The organism is Pseudomonas shiyinii (assembly GCF_056725765.1).
In genome coordinates this window covers 917,372-936,781 of record NZ_CM161522.1, presented here as the reverse complement: position 1 = coordinate 936,781, position 19,410 = coordinate 917,372, and the positions used below count along the sequence as shown (strand labels likewise).

The following is a 19,410-nucleotide window of genomic DNA, read 5'->3' as shown; positions in this document are numbered from 1 at the left end:
GGGAGATGGCGGGAATCCGCCCGGGCGGGTGTTGCCTTCATCGCGGGACAAGCCCGCTCCTGCAAGGGCGCTGCCAACCCTATGGGAGCGGCGGTTCGGCTTGCACCGCGATGCAGGCGACACTCAGTCCAGATGGAAGACGATTCGGAAGGCCGCGCCGCCCAAGGGCGAATCGTCCAGGCTCAGCTCGGCGTCGTAGCTGTCGATGATGTCCTTGACCACCGCAAGGCCGATGCCCTGCCCCGGGTGCTGGCGGTCGAGCCGCTCGCCCCGCTGGAGAATGCGCTCACGCTGGCCGGCCGGCACACCGGGGCCGTCGTCCTCGACGCACAACGCCAGTTGCCCAGGTGCCTGCTGCAGGCTCACCCGCACCAGGCCGAGGCTCAGGCGGTAGGCGTTTTCCAGCAGGTTGCCGAACAATTCCAGCGCAGCCCCTTGCTCCATCGGCAGCCAGGCACGCTCGGGAATGTCCAGGGTGACCGCCACGCGCTTGTCGCGATAGACCTTGTCCAACGTGCTGCACAGGCTGTCGAGCACCGGCCGCAGTTGCACCCGGTGACGCACCAGGCCACTCTTGCGCAGGCTGGCGCGCTGCAGCTGGTAGTCGATCTGCTGACTCATGCGCTCGATCTGGCTTTGCAGCACCCGCGCCTGCTCGCGCTCGCTGTTGCCCTGCCCGAGGCTCTCGCCGACCCCCTGCAGCACCGCCAGCGGGGTCTTGAGGCTGTGTGCCAGGTCGTCCAGCGAGTCGCGGTAGCGTTGGCGCTGCTCGCGCTCACTACGCAGCAGGCGGTTGAGCGAGCCGGTCAGGCGCAACAGCTCCCGGGGGTGTTCGCGGCTCAGGCCATCACGCGCGCCGGCCTCCACTTCGTCCAGCTCCACGCTCAGCTGGCGCAGCGAACGCAGGCCCCAGGTCAGGCCGGCCCAGAGCAGCAGCATTAGCACCAGCAACGCGGCGCCAAAGCCCAGGTAGAGTTTTTCCTGCAGGCCATCGAGGGTGTGCTGGTAGTCGCGTACCGGTTGCAGGGCGACGATGCTGTAGGCCGCACTCTTGCCGCCGAGCAGCTTGATCTCCACGTCGTAGACGAAGTATTCCTCGCCATCGTCCTGGCGAATGCGATCGAATTCGTTGCCGCGCCCGTCGTAGCGCGGGTGGTAGTTGATGTGTTGTTCGGAGGTGGCGCGCGAACGCCACACCAGGGTGCCGTCACGGTCGAAGATATAGCCGCGCAAGCCGGTATAGGGCAGGTTGTAGCGCTCGTCGGGCAGCAACTCGGGCATCTGCAGCTGGCCATGTTCGATGCGCGCCGCAGAGATGAGGGTGGTGACATCCGAAGCCAGGCGCTGCTCGATCGACTCCTGCAAGGCCAGGCTGAAGGCCTTCTGCAAGGCCGGCAACAGGGCCAGCATGAACAGCAGGGCCAGCAGCGCCGCCGCCAGCATCAGGCGCAGGCGCAGCGAGCGGATCATCGGCAACGCTCGGTGAACAGGTAGCCCAGGCCGCGCACCGTGTCGATGGGCTTGAAGCCCCGGTCGCCCTCGAGCTTGCGCCGCAGGCGGCCGACCAGTACTTCGATGACGTTGGGGTCACGTTCCTCGTCATCGGGGTAGAGCTGCTCCATCAGCCGGTCCTTGGCCACCACCTGCTGGTGATGACGCATGAGGTATTCGAGGATGCGGTATTCATAGGCGGTCAGGGCCAGCGGTTGCTCGTCCAGCGTCGCCTGCTTGCGGTTGAGGTCCAGCACCAGCGGGCCGGCGGCGATGGTCGACTGGGTAAAGCCGCTGGAACGCCGCAGCAAGGCGTTGAGGCGCGCCTCCAGCTCCTCGAACTGGAACGGCTTGACCACATAGTCGTCGGCGCCGGCGGCCAGGCCCTCGACCTTGTCCTGCCAGTTGCCGCGCGCGGTGAGGATCAGGATCGGGAAGCGCTTGCCCTGGCTGCGCAGCTGGCGGATCAGGTCCAACCCGCTCATGCCCGGCAGGCCCAGGTCGACTACGGCCAGGTCGTGGTTGTATTGCTCGGCCTGGTACAGCGCTTCCTCGGCATTGGCCACCGCCTCGACCACGTGCCCGCTTTCGCCCAGGCGCGTGTACAGGTGGTGACGCAGCAGCGCTTCGTCCTCGACCACCAGCAATTTCATGTCACTCTCCTTGCTTCATTGCCTGACAGCCCCTATCGCGGGACAAGCCCGCTCCCACAAGATCGACGACGATTCCTGTGGGAGCGGGCATGTCGCGCAATAGGGCCGGCACAGCATACCAGTGAATGTCCGAGCCCCAGCCAAGTCAGAAGGTGTAGTTGGCCGACAGGTAAGTCTGGGCGCTGCTGGTCAGGCGCAGGGCGCCGGCCTTGGGTGCGCCGTGCTCGGCCAGTTCGGTGCTGGCATTGCTACGCAGGTAACGGTAGCCCAGTTCCACCGAGGCGTTGTCGGTGACCTGCTGCAGCACGCCGGCCTGCAAGCCCACCGCATAGCCCAGGTCAGTGTCGCGGCTGTAGCCCGTGGATTCCTGGGTCAGCTTGGTCAGGCCCAGGCTGGCGCCGCCGAACAGCTTGGTGGTGTCGCCGACCGGCAGGAACCTGTCGTAGCTGCCCAGCAGGTTTTCCTGGCGCAGCTTGATACCGCTGTGGTCCCCCGAGACGTTGTCGTAGGTCATGTAGTAGCGGGCGTCGTCGTTGATCTTGCCCAGGCGCACGCCCCAGGTGCCGTCCTTGCCGATGATGCCGTCGGTGTTCAGATGGCCGGTGTTGCGTTGCAGCAGGCCGGACTTGCGCACCTTGTCGCTGGTCTGGCCGTAGGTCAGGCTGGCGAAGGTGTCGTCTGCGGCGTGGGCGGTGAGGCTGGCGGCGCAAACGGCCATGGCGACCATCAGGGTGTTGAGTGCTTTCATGGGTTTGGTACTCCAGTTGGATGCGTTGTTTCGGTCTGGGGACTAGAGTAGGGAGGGCGCCCTGAACCGCCGCTGAACCCCGGCTGAACCCTGGCTGAACGAGCCGCCCTTTGCCGAAAAAGGAGGTACCGACCATGCGCTCCCTGCTTGCCCTGGCCTTGTTATGCAGCGCCACCTTCACCCAGGCGGCGGTGCAGACCCGTGAAATTCCCTACCAGGATGCCGACGGCCAGCGCCTGGTGGGCTACTACGCCTATGACGATGCGCTCGATGGCAAGCGCCCTGGCATCGTCGTGGTGCATGAATGGTGGGGGTTGAACGACTATGCCAAGCGCCGCGCCCGGGACCTTGCGGCCCTCGGCTACAGCGCCCTGGCCATCGACATGTACGGCGATGGCAAGAGCACCGAACACCCCCAGGATGCCCAGGCGTTCATGGCCGCCGCGATGAAAGACCCCAAGGCGGCGGCACGACGCTTCGATGCAGGCCTCGAGTTGCTTACCCTGCAACCCTACACGGACAAGGACAAGCTGGCCGCTGTCGGCTACTGCTTCGGTGGCAAGGTGGTGCTCGACGCCGCCCGGCGCGGCGAGCCCCTGGCCGCAGTGGTGAGTTTCCACGGGGCATTGGCGACCCAGGCTCCGGCGACACCTGGCAGTGTCAAGGCCAAGGTACTGGTCGAACATGGCGCGGCCGACAGCATGGTCACCGAGCAGCAGGTGGAGGCGTTCAAGAAGGAAATGGACGCGGCGGGAGCGAGCTTCGAGTTCGTCAGCATTCCCGGCGCCAAGCATGGGTTCACCAACCCCGACGCTGATCGGTTGAGCCATGGCGGGCATGGGGGGCCGGATATCGGCTACAGCAAGGCGGCCGATGAGAGTTCGTGGGCGGATATGCAGGCATTTTTGAAGAAAGTGTTCGACTGAGGATTGCCGGGGCCGCTTCGCGGCCCTTTCGCGGCACAAGGCCGCTCCTACGGGTACAGCGTCACGCCATTCCCTGTAGGAGCGGCCTTGTGCCGCGAAAGGGCTGCAAAGCAGCCCAAAAATGACCGAGCGCTGGCACAATAGCCGCCATGACCAGACTTCCCACTTGCTGTACTCCACTCCAACACCACTGGCCTCTGCCCCGCCCGGTCCCTGGGGCAGTGTTGGTCAGTTGCACCTTCGACCCCTCCCGCCTGGCCGCGGACGATTTCCAGCGTGCCGGTGTCGAGCAGAGCGCCAGCCTGCACCGCTCGGTGGCCAAGCGCCAGGCCGAATACCTGGCCGGCCGGGTCTGCGCCCGCGCCGCCCTGCAGCAGCTGGACGGGCGCGACTATGTGCCGGGCACCCATGAGGACCGCTCGCCGATCTGGCCGACCGGCATCCACGGCTCGATCACCCACGGCAAGGGCTGGGCGGCGGCAGTGGTGGCTGCCGATGGCGATAACCAGGGCCTGGGCCTGGATCAGGAAACCCTGCTCGATGAAGCGCGCGCCGAACGGCTGGCGGGGGAAATCCTCACCCCAGCGGAGCTGCAGCGCCTGGATCGCAGTCAGCTCGGCCTGGCCGTGACCTTGACCTTCTCGCTCAAAGAGAGCCTGTTCAAGGCGCTCTACCCCTTGACCCGGCAGCGCTTCTATTTCGAACACGCCGAACTGCTGGCGTGGTCCGCCGACGGGCAGGCCCGGCTGCGCCTGCTCACCGACCTGTCGCCCCAGTGGCGCAGTGGCCAGGAGCTCGAAGGCCAGTTCAGCGTCCGCGATGGGGCATTGCTCAGCCTGATCAGCGTATAGGGTTCAGGACGGCGCCCGGGTGCTGGGCCAGCTAAGGCTGAAACAGGCGCCGCCCAGCGCCTGGCTGCGGCCCACCATCGCCCGCCCGCCATGCCAGTAGATGATCCGGCGCACGATCGACAGGCCCAGGCCATGCCCGCCCGAGGCCCGGGTGCGGCTGTCGTCCAGCCGGGTGAAAGGCGTGAAGATGCGATCCCACACACCCTCCGGAATTCCAGGCCCATCGTCCTCGACATCGATCCGGCAGCGCTCCTGGCCCAACTGGTAGCTCAGCCGCACCTGGCTTTCAGCGTGACGCATGGCATTGCCCACCAGGTTCTGCAGGGCTCGATGCAGGTAACGGGGTTCGGCATCGACCCAGGCCCCGTCCGCCTGACCACCCAAACACTCGCCACGGACCACCTTGACCTCGGCGCGCAGGGGCGAGAGCTCCTGGATCACCCGCGCCAGCAAGGCGTCGAGGTCCACCGCCTGGAACTTCAATGCCGGCGTGCCCTGCTCCAGGCGGGCGTAGGTCAGCATCTCGTCGACCAACTTGTCCAGGTCCTGGATATCGCTGTCCATGCCGGCCAGGTGCTTGGCCCTGGCCTGTTCGGTGCCGGCGCTCTCGATCATCTCCAGGCCGAAGCGCAGGCGCGCCACGGGTGTGCGCAACTCGTGGGAGACCGCCCGCACCAGCTCGCGCTGCATGGTCAACGACCGCTGCAGGTGCTCGGCCATGCCGTTGAAGGCTTCGGCCAGCCGCCCCACCGAATCGGCATCGCCGGCCGGCACGCGGGTGTCCAGGCTGCCCTGGGCCAGGCGCGTGGCGGCGACTTCGAGCCCCGACAGGCGCCGCTCCAGCTGACGCACCAGCAGGTACACCACCAGACCGATCAGGCACAGGCCAAGGAAGGCAATGAGGATCAACAGCTGTGGCGGATACGGGTTGAGCTGGTACAACGGCCCGATTTCCAACACCCAGGGCGACCCGGTCAACCCCGAGAAGACACGCACCGAATCGCCATCCCTGCCCAGCGCCATCACCGTATCGCCCTCCTCCACCCGCCGCCGCTGGTCATCGTCCAAGCCGACCCGCTCCAGCCGTTGCAGGGCGACATTGAAGCCGAAGCCTTTGCTTTCCTTCAGTTCGGCCAGGCGCCGTTGCTGCTCGGTCACCGGGTAGCGCACCAGCTCGTCCGCCAGCAGGTAAAGGGTGGCGCGTGCGAGCTGTTCGCTGACCTGCTTGACCTCGGCCACCAACAACTGCGCCTCGTTGCCGATCTGGCGCAGCACCCGCACCGCGTGGGCACCGGTTTTCTCCACCACCACCAGCCCACGGCGCAGCCGCGCGCGCTGGCTGCCGTCGAGGGTGAAAGCCGATGTTGGCTGCAGCTCCAGCGGCACGCCGAGCAAACGCTCCCAGATCAGTAGCGAGCGCTTGCGCTCCACCGGGTCCTGCACGGCCAGGTTGTCGGCCATCAGGCTGAACGTGCCCTGCGCCAGCCGCTCGCGGTGTTGCTCGGCACGCACTTGGTTGACCAGGTGCAGGCTGAGCACGCCGAGTATCGCCACCAGCACCAGCACGGCCAGCATCCCGCCATAGATGCGCAGGAAGATCGAGTTCATGGCGCCGCGGCCTGGGCAGCCTCGCCGACGAACAGGTAGCCCTTGCTGCGCAGGGTCTTGATCAGCCGGGGATGAATCGGATCGTCGCCGATCTTGGGACGGATCTTGGATATGCGCACATCGATGGAACGGTCCTGGCCGTCATAGCCGACGCCGCGCAGGGAGGTGAAGATCTCCTCGCGCGACAGCACCCGGCCGGCGTTGCTGGCGAGCAGCCAGAGCAGGTCGAACTCGGCGCTGGTCAGGTCGATCGCCTGCTCGCCCAGCCAGGCTTCGCGCAGGCGGCTGTCGATACGCAAGGCGCCGAAGGCCAGCGCCTGGCGCTTGGCCTCCGGCGCCTCACTGCGCCGCAACAGGGCGGTGATACGCGCCAGCAGCACGCGTGGGCGCACAGGCTTGCAGACATAGTCGTCGGCCCCCATGTCCAGGCCCTGCACCTGGTCGAGCTCGTCGCTGCGCGCGGTGAGCATCAGGATGGGGCCTGCGTACTGGCCGCGCACACGCCGGCAGATGCTCAAGCCGTCTTCACCGGGCAGCATCAGGTCGAGGATCACCAGATCAGGCTGGCTGTCGATGATGCGTCGCACGGCCCGACCGCCATCACCTTCCACCGCAACCTCATAGCCGTTGGCCTGCAGGTATTCGGCGGTGAGCTCCGCCAGGCGCTGGTCGTCCTCGACGATCAAAATCCGGTTGCTGGGCTGGTCCATGAATCGCCTGTGCTGTTTATTCTTGTTCTGGGGCTGCCGATGGCTTGACGGTATCCGCGTCACCAAAAGGCAACAATGCCTGCCGATACTACGTGCCGCACCCGGCCCTGCCAACCATGCCAAGGCGCCGGTCGCAGGGCCTGGATCGGCGTGCTTTTCGTGATAGGGTTCGCACCCGAAAAAATCTGCGATGGGGCATCGGGACGCAGAAAAAAAGTGAAGACCAGCTAGGACAAGGCCTACAGCGCATACCCACGGATCACACACAAAGTACGCACAAGTTATCCACAGACGCTCGCCTTGCAAAGGCCCCAATACCGCATTATCTTGTATCCCCATCGCAGCGAACCACTAGATATTGGGTTTGACTCACTATCGCCAACACCAGTCGGCACAGAAATTCAAGCGATTTTTCTGGCTGAACTTAACGTGGTTTCACCAGCAAACCGCTCCAGCGGAAGCATTGAGAGCAACAGCTTTGGCCCCAGCGCCAACAGCATTTGACTTCGGCCAGGGAGCGGCAGGTTATTGCCCCTTATTCCTGAGTCTGTCCCGAAGTCGGTACGCCCGAGCGGGCGGACGCGCGTGCATGTGCGTCCCCCACCCGGCACCAGGCTAGTGGATGGAACGGTGGGCGCCCAAAAGGCGCCTGAACATATAGAAACTGTGGAGACACCCACCCATGCAAACCGACACAACTCGCGAGAACCCGCAGGCGAAGGTGCCGCAGGCCGCCGATTCGAACCAGGATCTGGCTGCTACGGCTCCAGGCCAACTGCGCGTGATCAAGCGCAACGGCACTGTCGTTCCCTACACCGACGACAAGATCACCGTTGCCATCACCAAGGCGTTCCTCGCAGTTGAAGGCGGCACGGCCGCTGCCTCGTCGCGCATCCATGACACCGTCGCGCGCCTGACCGAGCAGGTCACCGCGACCTTCAAGCGCCGCATGCCGTCGGGTGGCACCATCCACATCGAAGAAATCCAGGACCAGGTCGAACTGGCCCTGATGCGCGCCGGCGAGCAGAAAGTCGCCCGCGACTATGTGATCTACCGTGAGCAACGTGCCAAGGAGCGCGCCACCCGCGCCCACACCGACGCCGTGGTCGAGCCGCACCCGAGCATCCGCATCACCCTGGCCGACGGCAGCCTGGCGCCGCTGGACATGGCGCGCCTGAACACCATCATCAGCGAAGCCTGCGAAGGCCTGGCCGAGGTCGACGGCGAGCTGATCCAGCGCGACACCCTGAAGAACCTGTACGACGGCGTGGCCATCAAGGACGTCAACACCGCCCTGGTGATGACCGCCCGTACCCTGGTCGAGCGCGAGCCGAACTACTCCTTCGTCACCGCCCGCCTGCTGATGGACACCCTGCGCGCCGAGGCGCTGGGCTTCCTGAACGTCGCCGACAGCGCCACCCACCACGAGATGGCCGAGCTGTACGCCAAGGCCCTGCCGGCCTACGTCGAGAAAGGCGTCGAGTTCGAGCTGCTGGACCCTGCACTGAAGGGCTACGACCTGGAGCGCATGGGCAAGGCCATCGACCACGAGCGTGACCAGCAATTCACCTACCTGGGCCTGCAGACCCTGTACGACCGTTACTTCATCCACAAGGATGGTGTGCGCTTCGAGCTGCCGCAGGTGTTCTTCATGCGCGTGGCCATGGGCCTTGCGCTGCAGGAGAAGGACAAGGAAGCCCGTGCGATCGAGTTCTACAACCTGCTGTCCTCGTTCGACTACATGGCCTCGACCCCGACCCTGTTCAACGCCGGTACCCTGCGTCCACAGCTGTCGAGCTGCTACCTGACCACCGTGCCGGACGACCTGTCGGGCATCTACAAGGCCATCCACGACAACGCCATGCTGTCGAAATTCGCCGGTGGCCTGGGCAACGACTGGACCCCGGTACGCGCCCTGGGCTCGTACATCAAGGGCACCAACGGCAAGTCGCAGGGCGTCGTGCCGTTCCTGAAAGTGGTCAACGACACCGCCGTGGCGGTCAACCAGGGCGGCAAACGCAAGGGCGCAGTCTGCGCCTACCTGGAAACCTGGCACCTGGACATCGAGGAATTCCTCGAGCTGCGCAAGAACACCGGTGACGACCGTCGCCGTACCCACGACATGAACACCGCCAACTGGATCCCGGACCTGTTCATGAAGCGTGTGTTCGACGATGGCAAGTGGACCCTGTTCTCGCCTTCGGAAGTGCCTGACCTGCACGACCTGACCGGCAAGGCCTTCGAAGAACGCTACGAGTACTACGAAGCCCTGACCGAGTACAACAAGATCAAGGTGTTCAAAGTCGTCCAGGCCAAGGACCTGTGGCGCAAGATGCTGTCGATGCTGTTCGAGACCGGCCACCCGTGGCTGACCTTCAAGGACCCGTGCAACCTGCGCTCGCCGCAGCAGCACGTGGGCGTGGTCCACAGCTCGAACCTGTGCACCGAGATCACCCTGAACACCAACGCCGACGAAATCGCGGTGTGCAACCTGGGCTCGATCAACCTGCCGAACCACATCGTCGATGGCAAGCTCGATACCGCCAAGCTGGCGCGTACCGTCAAGACTGCCGTGCGCATGCTCGACAACGTGATCGACATCAACTACTACTCCGTGCCCCAGGCGCAGAACTCGAACTTCAAGCACCGCCCGGTCGGCCTGGGCATCATGGGCTTCCAGGACGCACTGTACCTGCAGCACATCCCGTACGGTTCGGACGCTGCGGTCGAGTTCGCCGACAAGTCGATGGAAGCGGTCAGCTACTACGCCATCCAGGCATCCTGTGACCTGGCCGACGAGCGCGGCGCGTACCAGACCTTCGAAGGCTCGCTGTGGTCCAAGGGCATCCTGCCGCTGGACAGCCAGCAGATCCTGATCGAGGCCCGTGGCGCCAAGTACATCGACGTCAACCTGGAGGAGTCCCTGGACTGGGCGCCGATCCGCGAGCGCGTCAAGAAAGGCATCCGCAACTCGAACATCATGGCCATCGCGCCGACCGCTACCATCGCCAACATCACTGGCGTGTCGCAGTCGATCGAGCCGACGTACCAGAACCTGTACGTCAAATCGAACCTGTCGGGCGAGTTCACTGTGATCAACCCGTACCTGGTCCGCGACCTGAAGGCCCGCGGCCTGTGGGACTCGGTCATGATCAACGACCTGAAGTACTACGACGGTTCGGTGCAGCAGATCGAGCGTATCCCGCAAGAGCTGAAGGACCTGTACGCCACCGCGTTCGAAGTCGAGACCAAGTGGATCGTCGATGCCGCCTCCCGTCGCCAGAAGTGGATCGACCAGGCCCAGTCACTGAACCTGTACATCGCCGGCGCCTCGGGCAAGAAGCTGGACGTGACCTACCGCATGGCCTGGTACCGTGGCCTGAAGACCACCTACTACCTCCGTGCCCTGGCCGCCACCAGCACCGAGAAGTCGACCATCAACACCGGCAAGCTCAACGCCGTTTCCAGCGGCGGCGACAGCGCCCCGGTCCAGGCAGCGGGCCCAGCCCCGGTGCCGAAGGCCTGCGCGATCGACGAACCAGACTGCGAAGCCTGCCAGTAACACCCCATGCCGCGGGAGGCGCCTTCGGGCGCCCCTTGCGGCATTTTTGTATCCGCGTCATCGAGAGGTCGTGCCCCCTGCACACCTGTTTCGCCAAGGGATAAAACAGCCAGACCCGGTGCTCCCAGGCACCGGGCCTCTATCCCAACACGGAAGACAAACGATGGCTCGGAAGAAAACAGTAGTACGCAAGATTGGCCGCAACGCCGAAACCGGCCGTTTCACCACGGTCGAAGAGGCGCGCCAGCATCCGAAGACGCATATCGTCCAGACGCTGCGCTACCGCTGCCACTAAGCCCTCGCCCGGGTGGTTCCGGCCTCCTGGGCGCGGCTTTTTGCCGCTCCCTCCCCCTGCGCAAAAACACAATATTTTGTGCCAAGTCAAAAATTCAGACACCACATCTGCGATTTTTCCGCTACACTTCTTCCCCGTGGAAACGACGCGTGATTCGTGAACGGATGCGCCTCACACCGGTCGAAAATTTACAGCAGGCCGGTTGAGCGTCGCTCCGATCGGTAGCGAATTCCGTTATACTTCGCCCCCCTCGAAAAAGGGTTTAGCCAATGATCGACTGCGTGACACAAGCCGTACCCCAACGCTTGGCCGGCCCGCACGTTTTATCGTTGCCACACTGTTCCCAAGCGACCTGGCCCCTCCTGCGAGGCAAGGACAGGCGCTGACCCCGACAATTCCAAACGTGACGAGCGCCCGCGCTCATCGCCCGCCGTATTGCCCTAAGGGCCTTGCGTAGCACAGGCGTCACCTTTCTAAAATCCAACCGGTTGCCCCGCGCAACCCTCTAGCAGGAGCCAGGAACCATGCTGAGCTGGGACGAATTCGACAAGGAAGACGGCGAAGTCGCCGCCAAAGGCAACGCCGCTGCACAAGGCAACGCTGCCGCCGCCACCCTCGACAAGCTGGACAGCGCCGGCGACGCCGCCGCCCAGGAAGCCCGCGTAGCGACCGCCGACGACTCCGATGCCGTCAAGCGCGCCAAGGCTGCCCTGAACGAACTCGACATCGCCGAAGGCCTGGCCGAGCTGGAAGGCTCCTCCGCTCGCGTGCGCGTCGACGAAAAGCGCATGATCAACTGCCGCGCCGACCTGAACCAACTGGTACCGTTCAAGTACGACTGGGCCTGGCAGAAGTACCTCGACGGCTGCGCCAACCACTGGATGCCGCAAGAGGTCAACATGACCGCCGACATCGCCCTGTGGAAGAGCATGGACGGCCTGACCGAAGACGAGCGCCGCATCGTGATGCGCAACCTTGGCTTCTTCTCCACCGCCGACTCCCTGGTGGCCAACAACCTGGCCCTGGCCGTGTACCGCCTGATCACCAACCCCGAGTGCCGCCAGTACATCCTGCGCCAGGCGTTCGAAGAGGCGATCCACACCCACGCCTACCAGTACTGCATCGAGTCGCTAGGCATGGATGAAGGCGAGATCTTCAACATGTACCACGAGATCCCGTCGGTGGCGAAGAAAGCCGCCTGGGGCCTGAAGTACACCCGCGCCATCTCCGACCCGGAATTCAACACCGGCACCGTCGAGACCGACAAGGAGCTGCTGCGCAACCTGATCGCCTACTACTGCGTGCTGGAAGGCATTTTCTTCTATTGCGGCTTCACCCAGATCCTCTCCATGGGTCGCCGCAACAAGATGACCGGCGTCGCCGAGCAGTTCCAGTACATCCTGCGTGACGAGTCCATGCACCTGAACTTCGGCATCGACGTGATCAACCAGATCAAGATCGAGAACCCGCACCTGTGGGACGCCGCGATGAAGGAAGAAGCGACCCAGATGATCCTGCAGGGTACCCAGCTGGAGATCGAATACGCCCGCGACACCATGCCTCGCGGCGTATTGGGCATGAACGCGGCGATGATGGAGGACTACCTCAAGTTCATCGCCAACCGTCGCCTGACCCAGATCGGCCTGAAGGAAGAATACCCAGGGACGACCAACCCGTTCCCGTGGATGAGCGAGATCATGGACTTGAAGAAGGAGAAGAACTTCTTCGAGACGCGAGTGATTGAGTATCAGACGGGTGGGGCGTTGAGCTGGGATTGATATCCGAGCGAAGCATAGAGAAGGCTGCCGATTGGCAGCCTTTTTTCGTTTGCGCGGACTTCAGGTTCACGCTGTTCTTGTGGGAGCGGCCGTGGCCGCGAACACTGGCGCAGCCGGTGCCCGCACATCCATGCAGAAGCCGCGTTACATCAGCGACAACACGCTACCTCGCAGCTTTCGCCGCCTCCCGGTTGGCCCTGCGAATGTCCCGGTAGCCCACCAGGCGCACGCGCATTTCCCGGTAGCGCTGGGTATTGATGATCAGTAAGGCCAGCAGCCCGAACAGCAAAACCGAGACGTAGCCGCCCATGTGCGGCCGGTAAGCGTAGCTCGGCAGCGCGGCCAACACGGCCAGCCCGTTCAGACCGATCAGCCCTCGCAGGCCCCAGGCATATCCACGCACCAGCGCGATATGCGAAGCGGCGCTCACCGCCCATGCCAGCGCCAGTGCCAGCACCGACAGCGACCGGTCCTGACTACGCAGATAGGTGGAGAACACCAGTGATACACAGCCGCCAATGGCAAAACAGGACAGCAGGAACTCGGCGATAAAAACGCCGAAATAGCGGGAAAGAAATCTTTGCAGCTCCTGACCCTTTTGAAACGTCGATCCCTTCATATGAGTGAGCACTGTCGTCCTTGAACACCGTGGTTAGCGGGTAGCTTACCTTGACAATTGCAAATGAATAAACCATAAGAAGCCGACTTCGAAGTGCCTGTCAGCGAGATATCATTTCGGCACTTTATGTAGGTTTCGCACCTGTGCATATCAGCAGCTCCGCACAGGCACATGCCCTCACCCAGGGCCGATAGGAGATCGAATTCTGGTGAATGAATCGCCGTTACTCTCGCTGTTCCCGCAGGCCGGTTCTGGGGAACTGAAAATGAATCGTGTGTCCAAAACCCTGCCGACGCTGCTGGCTGCAATCGCCCTGAATGCATGCGCACAGACGCCCGTTCCGTCATCGAATGCGGGGCCTGAAGTTACCCTTGCCGGGCACACACTTGCACTTGTGAACCACGAAGGGCGTTGCGCACTGCGCAGCTCCGATGCATCACTGCTACAGCTGGACATGCCCTGGCCCTGCCAATTCAGCCCGGAACGGGATGGAGGCAAGCCTCGCGTGGAACAGTTCAATGGTGTGCCGATCATCATCGTCAGCCATGTGCAACCAGCCCCGTCGCAGCCCGGACATTGCGATAGCCAGTACCAGGCTGTTCGCCAAATGGGCAACCGCCTCGAACCTTCCATCCTGGCACGTGGCGCCAGTTGCTCGAACGGCCCTGTGGACCAGAAGAACTTCGTAGGACTGTTCGAGTGGTAACCGAAATCGCGGGCTACCCGTCGCTACGCCAGGTCGTTCGCACGCGCAAAGGGCGTTATCAGGCATGAAGAAAATCCTCTTGTCCCGACACGATCGCGGCTTCGGCCAGATCGGTGGCGCGGCTTTGCTCAAGGACCTCTCCTTGTGGCCGACAAACCCGGAAACCGGCATGTTGATGACGCCCATCCTGACCCTGAGCGAGCGGTTCCAACCGGCCACGTTCGTCCCGCCAGGCATGGCCATCACGGTTTTCCTCGCCGTCGAGCAACATCAGGATGGCAGTTTCAGCCGCCCTCTCCAGCGTCGCTATACGGTCAATCAACAGGCGGAGCTGCAAGACGTCATCAGCAGCGGCTTTGCCCGGGTCATCCTGCACGAACTTGCCAGCCAACCACTGGAGCCCGGCAATCCCCCCTTGCTGCTGGAGCGAGCGTTCATCGATTTCGAAGAAATGACTGACGAGGAGCATGACGAGGAACATCAGGATGAGGACAGCGGGATCGGCCTGAGCAAACCCAGCGGCAGGCCCTGCTGGCTGCAGGACCCGATCTACGAACCAGCGCGCTACATGTTCATGATGCAACTGGTAGATGCTGACGTGGCCGAAGCCAGCCCTCAGCATGCAGGGCTGTTCGGCGAAGGTATCGGCTATCTGTTCGTGGACATGCGGGCGCGCCGTGGCAAGCAAGGCGACGACGCCGGTTTCTTCTTCATTCAGTTCACCTGAATGACCAACCAGGACCAAGGTCCATCCATGAATATCGCTACGGCACGAACGGCAAGAGCTCGGGGGCCTGGTATGAATATCTACCATTTAGACAACGCGCCAACGCCCTGGGGAGACTGGGGCGCAGCACTGATCCAGGGCGTGATCGCCTGGGATGAAGATACCGACATGGACAGCATCAACCGCGTCGGGCCGTACACGCCGGCTGCGTATATCCGGTCGGGTTCGCTGGTGCTCACCCAGCCGGTCAAGCAAGCCCTGGAAAAAAGCGGCCTGAAGGGGGTCGGGCGTTACGAGCGCCTGGAGAAGACCCATATCGTGCACATCGACTGGCTGCACTGGGATACCAGCAAGCCCATTACCGAATACCTCGATCTGGACGGCGGGCCGACCTCGATCATCGACGCCCTGCCCCATGACCCTGAGCTTGCCGCACGTATGCCGGAGTACTGGCAGGCATTCGTGGTGGGTAAGCTCAACCTGCTCAAGGACCCGCAGCATGACCCTGCCGACCTCGGCCAGTATCTCAAGGTGCTCAAGGTCGACGAGCAAGCCGATTTCTTCAAAGGGGATGCCTATCGTGGGTACTTCCTGAGCGAGCGGGCCAAGGAGTGGCTGGAACAGCAGTGCCCAGGCTGCTTTATATTCACCCGGCTCCGTTGAATCAGCCCAGCTGCTGAGCCCTCAGCGCCTGCGCCAGCATGTCAATGACGCTGCACGTGGTGCGCACGCCCGCTCCCACAAAGGTGAACATCAAGCCTGCACCACCTCCCCTGCTTGAGCTTTCGGCGCCTGCAGCAAGTTATGCAGGGTATTGATGAATACGTCGAAGCTCATGATCCCGCTGCCTACGGTGGACAGTACCGTCTGCCCGCTTTCGTCCTTGATCACCACCAGCTCGGTCCAGGCGTTGAGGTCGAGGTTGCGTAGGCTGGACATCGGCACCCGACGCCCATCCACATCGAGAGCATCCCGGGTGATGGTGAGGGTCTTGGTATTCAGCGCGAAGAAGTTGCCTTTCATACGCTTGCCCCACACCTGGGCGCTGTCGATGTAGCTGAAACGCACCGCACTGCCGTTTTCCAGGGTGGCGAGCGCACTGGGCAGGCGCTCGTTCAGGTGCAGGTCGCGCACCAGGTCGATGAAGGCATAGAGGTCCTTGAGGTGGGGGTTGACGCGACGGAACGGCTCGCTGGCATCGCGGCGGTACGCCAGGTTGTTGTGCAAACCGGCAACGGCGGTCTGCCCGGAGGCGAACAGGTAGAGGTCGTTCATCTCGCTGAAAGGCACGTAGTCGCGCTGGGTGCCGATGATCTGGCAGATGCCTTTTTCATACACTTCATAGCGAGCGTTGCGCAGCTTCTTCTGCCACATGGCCAGGCCGAACATGCACAGGGCAAGCACTGCCAGCAGGCCAAGGGTGAAGTTCAGCAAGCCTTGCGGACCATCGAACTGCAAGGTGGTGCCACGGCGGGTTTCGACGGAAATGGGACCAGACACATCCATTGGCAGCATCGTGCCCAGGACGCCGACGAAGGCGGCCAGGCCCAGGCAGACGATACCGATGACGACCAAGCTGATGATCAGCGCCTTGCCATAACCGTAGGTGCCGAGCAGATTCCCGGTGGCTGGGGATGAGTTCTGTTGCATGGTCGAGCCTCCTTGCGTGATGAATAAACGTCAGTGTTCGAAGCAGGCAGCGATCAGCACCGCCTGCATGAAACATGCTTTGGGGTTGGAGCGTTGGTCCTTTTCGCTCTGGTCGGGACAGCACCTCCCAGGGCCATGCGCCTATTGCGATGGCCGGAGCGTTGCTGGAATCAGGGCTGGCAGGTTAGCGGGATGAGCATTCCCCCAGCAAGTGCACTGTGGCGAACAGCCCACAAGATGGGACTTGTCTCACAGTAAGGAAAGAAACGGCCGACACCGGGAAGTACCGGCTTGATCGGGTCAGTTGCGCTGTTTGAAATACCGATACAGGCTACGCGCGGCCTCCACGACCTGAGGCACGCATGCCTGGTGCTCATCGAAGCTCATGGAGTCGAGCAGTTCGAAGTTGTCTTCCAGGCCATGCAGCGAAATGGCCTTGAGCAACCGGTCCTGTTCGGGCGGCAATTCGTCCCAGCCCGCGACCTGTGTACCGCGCATGTAGCCGAAGCACCATTCTTCCAGAATGATCGCCGGCCCCTCCTCGCCTTCGCTCTCCTCGAACAGCGGTTCGAAGTGGTCGAGATGATCGGCCAATTCGCCGGCCCGTTGATGGTAATAACGCAGCATCAGAGCGGTGTAGGCTTCTTCATCGGCCGGCTTCTTGAACTTGGGTACCTTGCCGCCGGAAACGGCCGGCAGCCATTGTTCGGGAAGGATATTGACCGGAGAGCTGGCCAGGGCAGTGAAGAACCCGTCGAGCTCGGCCAGGTTGAGCACGGAGAAGTCATTGCCGTACGTGATCAACAGGTCTTCCAGGCGGTCGAGTTCTTTTTCGCTGAGGGCGGGGAGCATAAAGTGAGTCCTGATGGAAATCTTCGTCGCACCCTAGCACATAAGCCAACGAGGCAACGCTTGCCTTGCCCCCCCTGGCGGAGCGGGCAAGGTTTTCAGCGCAAATGATCGCGCACTGAGCTCTGCAACCCATTACCCAACAACGCCCAGAGCAGTATCCGGCATTTGCGGGGACATAGGTGACCGGCCATGTGCATACACTTTTTTTGCAAATCGATTTCACTACCCACGAATCCGTAGCTGGCGCTGGCTGTCGTTCCCCTGCCAGTACGAGTCGCAACAATGACCGGGATCTGCCGCGCGATGCGCTCCAGGCTCGACGCCCAGCGTTCGGAAACATGTCCAGCACCAAACCCGGCAATGACCAGCCCTTCATAGCCCAGGCCAAGAGCTGCATCCAGCAAGCCCGTGTCAGCATCCAGACAGCTTTCCATCAATGCGACCTGATGCTGAACACGGTCTGGTTCAGGCAGAATGGTGCGATGCCCTGGCATGTGCCAATAGTGCACCTGGCCTTCGAACAGTTGGCCTACAGGGCCGCCATTCGGAGACTCGAATGCATTGACCGACAAGCTGTCACCCTTGCGTACACGGGCCGCGGCATGTATCTGATCATTCATTACGACCAATACGCCTCGATCTAGACTTTCTCTGGCCAATGCCACGCACGCCGCCGCCAGCAAGTTGGCCGGGCCATCCGCCCCTAGCTCACCCGCCGAACGCATGGCCCCCGTCAATACCAGAGGGACGTCAAAGGGCCAGAACAGGTCCAGGAAATACGCGCTCTCTTCCAGGCTGTCGGTACCCTGGGTAATCACTATACCGTGGGCACCACGCTCAACTTCCTCCTGCGCCCATCGCAATACGTCGATCATCTGCGCGAATCCCATAGAGGCACTTGGCACCAATCCCAGCGTAGCGGTACTGACCTGGGCAATCTCGCCAAGCCGGGGCAGGAAAGCGAGCAACGCCTCACAGTCCAGCTGCGGCGTAACCCCTTGCCCCATGATCGTAGCCTGCATGCTGATCGTGCCGCCCAGGCTGCCGATCGATAACCTGGGAAAACCGTCCGTTTCTTTCATCCTTGACCTCCTGCAATCAGGCTGAGCAACGGCACGATCGCCAAGGTGCTGATGGCCATCGATAGCACGTTGCCAATATAACTATGCATGTACCCCGGCAGCCGCTGGGTGATGGCCACAGCCAGTGGTGGCGCGATCAACGCTCCCAGGCTTGCGCTGAGGACGATGACCTGCCAACTGCCTCCAAGTGTCAGGACAGCAGCCGGCACAATGGAGACGATGGGGATGTAGGTCGGATACCAACCTCTTTCTCGCCACTGACGCCGCCAGATCACGACACCGATCAACGAAGCCAATGCCTGGCCGCCCACCAGTTCCAGAACCAGATACGACCCATAGGCGGGCCCCCCAGGGCCCAGCGCAAACGCGAGCAACACCCCGAGCAGCAACCCAAGGCTCGCCAGCTCGTTGCCAAAGAATGGAGCCTCGCTGAAGTCCGCGAGCACACGTCGCAAGGTCCAGCCAAGTCCCTGACCAACCTGGCCTGCCGGTGCCGCGACTTTGGGCTGGAAAGGCGTTCGTGCATGTCGAACCCATTGTGGATAACGCTTGCACAGTACGAAGGCGGCAATGCTCGCAACAGCCATGCCGAGCACGTTACCGACCACCAGGGGCAGATTCAGCGGATAACACAGCACGTTGACGAACAGAAGGCTCGCCGGGGTAACCAGCAGTGCTCCCAGCACAGCCCCCACGATCGACACACGCCAGCCGCCACCAAATACAAGCACCATGGCAGCAGGCAGCGATACGAATGCGACAAACGTTGGCTGCCAGATACCGGCCGCCAAGGTCCATCCCCACAAGGCATGGCTCAATAACAGCCCCAACAGCGAACTGAAGAACAGCCAGGGCCAGAGCCCGGTTCCGTAACAAATGGGGAAGCCTTGCCAACGGTAGCCCTCGGCATGTGCCCAATGAGCCAAGCAAGCCCCCAACAGTAACCCCAAGGCTGGCAGTTCATGCTTGTAAAACGCAACTTCGCTGATATCGCCGATAATCCAACGCAATCGACTCAGCGGCTCGTCCAGGGTAGCCAGCCATTGCCCATAGTCCGGCCAATGGCCCAGCGTCAAGCTGCCGGTCAGCAGCCCCCATAGACAAAGCAGGATCAGCATCACGGGCCATGGCCGCCCGTCGGAGAAACGTTTA

General features: G+C 62.8%; 18 protein-coding genes. 8 read left to right on the top strand and 10 right to left on the bottom strand.

Annotated features, from left to right (window positions below; genetic code table 11):
- Positions 1–123 precede the first annotated feature (123 nt).
- The 3 genes from ACXHGZ_RS04450 to ACXHGZ_RS04440 form a co-directional block, all read right to left on the bottom strand.
- Positions 124–1,470, bottom strand: a complete 1,347-nt coding sequence (locus tag ACXHGZ_RS04450) for an ATP-binding protein (RefSeq protein WP_480462599.1) — start codon at positions 1,468–1,470, stop codon at positions 124–126.
- Positions 1,467–2,144 carry a response regulator gene (locus ACXHGZ_RS04445; RefSeq protein ID WP_480462597.1) on the bottom strand — a complete coding sequence of 226 codons (678 nt, stop codon included), beginning with the start codon at positions 2,142–2,144 and terminating at the stop codon, positions 1,467–1,469. Before ACXHGZ_RS04445 ends, ACXHGZ_RS04450 begins: the two co-directional genes overlap by 4 nt.
- Before the next feature lie 145 nt (positions 2,145–2,289).
- Complete coding sequence (locus ACXHGZ_RS04440) at positions 2,290–2,892, bottom strand: hypothetical protein (protein ID WP_480462595.1); 603 nt, start codon at positions 2,890–2,892, stop codon at positions 2,290–2,292.
- A gap of 134 nt (positions 2,893–3,026) precedes the next feature.
- On the opposite strand from ACXHGZ_RS04440, the gene ACXHGZ_RS04435 reads away from it, so the two are divergent.
- Both ACXHGZ_RS04435 and ACXHGZ_RS04430 read left to right on the top strand, forming a co-directional pair.
- Positions 3,027–3,818, top strand: a complete 792-nt coding sequence (locus ACXHGZ_RS04435) for a dienelactone hydrolase family protein (RefSeq protein ID WP_480462593.1) — start codon at positions 3,027–3,029, stop codon at positions 3,816–3,818.
- Between the two features lie 149 nt (positions 3,819–3,967).
- Positions 3,968–4,669: a 4'-phosphopantetheinyl transferase family protein gene (locus ACXHGZ_RS04430; protein WP_480462591.1), complete on the top strand. Its 702-nt coding sequence runs from the start codon at positions 3,968–3,970 to the stop codon at positions 4,667–4,669.
- A gap of 3 nt (positions 4,670–4,672) precedes the next feature.
- Here the strand turns inward: ACXHGZ_RS04430 and ACXHGZ_RS04425 are convergent, their stop codons facing one another.
- Entirely contained in the window at positions 4,673–6,277 is a 1,605-nt protein-coding gene (locus ACXHGZ_RS04425; protein WP_084858670.1) for an ATP-binding protein, read from the bottom strand.
- Positions 6,274–6,987 (bottom strand): response regulator, encoded by a 714-nt coding sequence (locus ACXHGZ_RS04420; RefSeq protein ID WP_480462589.1) that lies wholly within the window; start codon positions 6,985–6,987, stop codon positions 6,274–6,276. Before ACXHGZ_RS04420 ends, ACXHGZ_RS04425 begins: the two co-directional genes overlap by 4 nt.
- Before the next feature lie 682 nt (positions 6,988–7,669).
- Here ACXHGZ_RS04420 and ACXHGZ_RS04415 point away from each other — a divergent pair.
- From ACXHGZ_RS04415 to ACXHGZ_RS04405, 3 genes are all read left to right on the top strand, one after another.
- Positions 7,670–10,549: a ribonucleoside-diphosphate reductase subunit alpha gene (locus tag ACXHGZ_RS04415; protein WP_084858668.1), complete on the top strand. Its 2,880-nt coding sequence runs from the start codon at positions 7,670–7,672 to the stop codon at positions 10,547–10,549.
- Between the two features lie 163 nt (positions 10,550–10,712).
- Complete coding sequence (locus ACXHGZ_RS04410; protein WP_263498521.1) at positions 10,713–10,844, top strand: hypothetical protein; 132 nt, start codon at positions 10,713–10,715, stop codon at positions 10,842–10,844.
- A 524-nt stretch (positions 10,845–11,368) separates the two neighbouring features.
- On the top strand, positions 11,369–12,622 hold the full coding sequence (locus ACXHGZ_RS04405; RefSeq protein WP_084858667.1) for a ribonucleotide-diphosphate reductase subunit beta: 1,254 nt from the start codon (positions 11,369–11,371) through the stop codon (positions 12,620–12,622).
- Between the two features lie 163 nt (positions 12,623–12,785).
- Here ACXHGZ_RS04405 and ACXHGZ_RS04400 read toward each other — a convergent pair whose 3' ends face one another.
- Positions 12,786–13,253 carry a hypothetical protein gene (locus ACXHGZ_RS04400; RefSeq protein WP_480462586.1) on the bottom strand — a complete coding sequence of 156 codons (468 nt, stop codon included), beginning with the start codon at positions 13,251–13,253 and terminating at the stop codon, positions 12,786–12,788.
- Between the two features lie 196 nt (positions 13,254–13,449).
- Here ACXHGZ_RS04400 and ACXHGZ_RS04395 point away from each other — a divergent pair, with 196 nt between their 5' ends.
- From ACXHGZ_RS04395 to ACXHGZ_RS04385, 3 genes are all read left to right on the top strand, one after another.
- Entirely contained in the window at positions 13,450–13,947 is a 498-nt protein-coding gene (locus tag ACXHGZ_RS04395) for a hypothetical protein (protein WP_480462584.1), read from the top strand.
- 64 nt (positions 13,948–14,011) lie between these two features.
- A complete protein-coding gene (locus ACXHGZ_RS04390; protein WP_480462582.1) occupies positions 14,012–14,674 on the top strand; it encodes a hypothetical protein in 663 nt (220 codons plus the stop codon).
- Between the two features lie 72 nt (positions 14,675–14,746).
- On the top strand, positions 14,747–15,337 hold the full coding sequence (locus tag ACXHGZ_RS04385) for a hypothetical protein (protein ID WP_480462580.1): 591 nt from the start codon (positions 14,747–14,749) through the stop codon (positions 15,335–15,337).
- 90 nt (positions 15,338–15,427) lie between these two features.
- Here ACXHGZ_RS04385 and ACXHGZ_RS04380 read toward each other — a convergent pair whose 3' ends face one another.
- From ACXHGZ_RS04380 to ACXHGZ_RS04365, 4 genes are all read right to left on the bottom strand, one after another.
- A complete protein-coding gene (locus tag ACXHGZ_RS04380; protein WP_480462578.1) occupies positions 15,428–16,324 on the bottom strand; it encodes a hypothetical protein in 897 nt (298 codons plus the stop codon).
- A gap of 300 nt (positions 16,325–16,624) precedes the next feature.
- Complete coding sequence (locus ACXHGZ_RS04375; RefSeq protein ID WP_084858661.1) at positions 16,625–17,176, bottom strand: UPF0149 family protein; 552 nt, start codon at positions 17,174–17,176, stop codon at positions 16,625–16,627.
- A gap of 95 nt (positions 17,177–17,271) precedes the next feature.
- Positions 17,272–18,258, bottom strand: a complete 987-nt coding sequence (locus ACXHGZ_RS04370; RefSeq protein ID WP_480462576.1) for an asparaginase — start codon at positions 18,256–18,258, stop codon at positions 17,272–17,274.
- Positions 18,255–19,376 (bottom strand): hypothetical protein, encoded by a 1,122-nt coding sequence (locus ACXHGZ_RS04365; RefSeq protein ID WP_480463988.1) that lies wholly within the window; start codon positions 19,374–19,376, stop codon positions 18,255–18,257. Before ACXHGZ_RS04365 ends, ACXHGZ_RS04370 begins: the two co-directional genes overlap by 4 nt.
- Positions 19,377–19,410: the final 34 nt, after the last annotated feature.

What these genes read in the sequence shown, in the direction of transcription:
- ACXHGZ_RS04380 (WP_480462578.1), bottom strand. Translation starts at nt 16,324, where the DNA reads ATGCAACAGAACTCATCCCCAGCCACCGGGAATCTGCTCGGCACCTAC.
- ACXHGZ_RS04365 (WP_480463988.1), bottom strand. Translation starts at nt 19,376, where the DNA reads ATGCTGATCCTGCTTTGTCTATGGGGGCTGCTGACCGGCAGCTTGACG.
- ACXHGZ_RS04440 (WP_480462595.1), bottom strand. Translation starts at nt 2,892, where the DNA reads ATGAAAGCACTCAACACCCTGATGGTCGCCATGGCCGTTTGCGCCGCC.
- ACXHGZ_RS04375 (WP_084858661.1), bottom strand. Translation starts at nt 17,176, where the DNA reads ATGCTCCCCGCCCTCAGCGAAAAAGAACTCGACCGCCTGGAAGACCTG.
- ACXHGZ_RS04445 (WP_480462597.1), bottom strand. Translation starts at nt 2,144, where the DNA reads ATGAAATTGCTGGTGGTCGAGGACGAAGCGCTGCTGCGTCACCACCTG.
- ACXHGZ_RS04410 (WP_263498521.1), top strand. Translation starts at nt 10,713, where the DNA reads ATGGCTCGGAAGAAAACAGTAGTACGCAAGATTGGCCGCAACGCCGAA.
- ACXHGZ_RS04435 (WP_480462593.1), top strand. Translation starts at nt 3,027, where the DNA reads ATGCGCTCCCTGCTTGCCCTGGCCTTGTTATGCAGCGCCACCTTCACC.
- ACXHGZ_RS04450 (WP_480462599.1), bottom strand. Translation starts at nt 1,470, where the DNA reads ATGATCCGCTCGCTGCGCCTGCGCCTGATGCTGGCGGCGGCGCTGCTG.
- ACXHGZ_RS04420 (WP_480462589.1), bottom strand. Translation starts at nt 6,987, where the DNA reads ATGGACCAGCCCAGCAACCGGATTTTGATCGTCGAGGACGACCAGCGC.
- ACXHGZ_RS04405 (WP_084858667.1), top strand. Translation starts at nt 11,369, where the DNA reads ATGCTGAGCTGGGACGAATTCGACAAGGAAGACGGCGAAGTCGCCGCC.
- ACXHGZ_RS04425 (WP_084858670.1), bottom strand. Translation starts at nt 6,277, where the DNA reads ATGAACTCGATCTTCCTGCGCATCTATGGCGGGATGCTGGCCGTGCTG.
- ACXHGZ_RS04390 (WP_480462582.1), top strand. Translation starts at nt 14,012, where the DNA reads ATGAAGAAAATCCTCTTGTCCCGACACGATCGCGGCTTCGGCCAGATC.
- ACXHGZ_RS04370 (WP_480462576.1), bottom strand. Translation starts at nt 18,258, where the DNA reads ATGAAAGAAACGGACGGTTTTCCCAGGTTATCGATCGGCAGCCTGGGC.
- ACXHGZ_RS04385 (WP_480462580.1), top strand. Translation starts at nt 14,747, where the DNA reads ATGAATATCTACCATTTAGACAACGCGCCAACGCCCTGGGGAGACTGG.
- ACXHGZ_RS04430 (WP_480462591.1), top strand. Translation starts at nt 3,968, where the DNA reads ATGACCAGACTTCCCACTTGCTGTACTCCACTCCAACACCACTGGCCT.
- ACXHGZ_RS04415 (WP_084858668.1), top strand. Translation starts at nt 7,670, where the DNA reads ATGCAAACCGACACAACTCGCGAGAACCCGCAGGCGAAGGTGCCGCAG.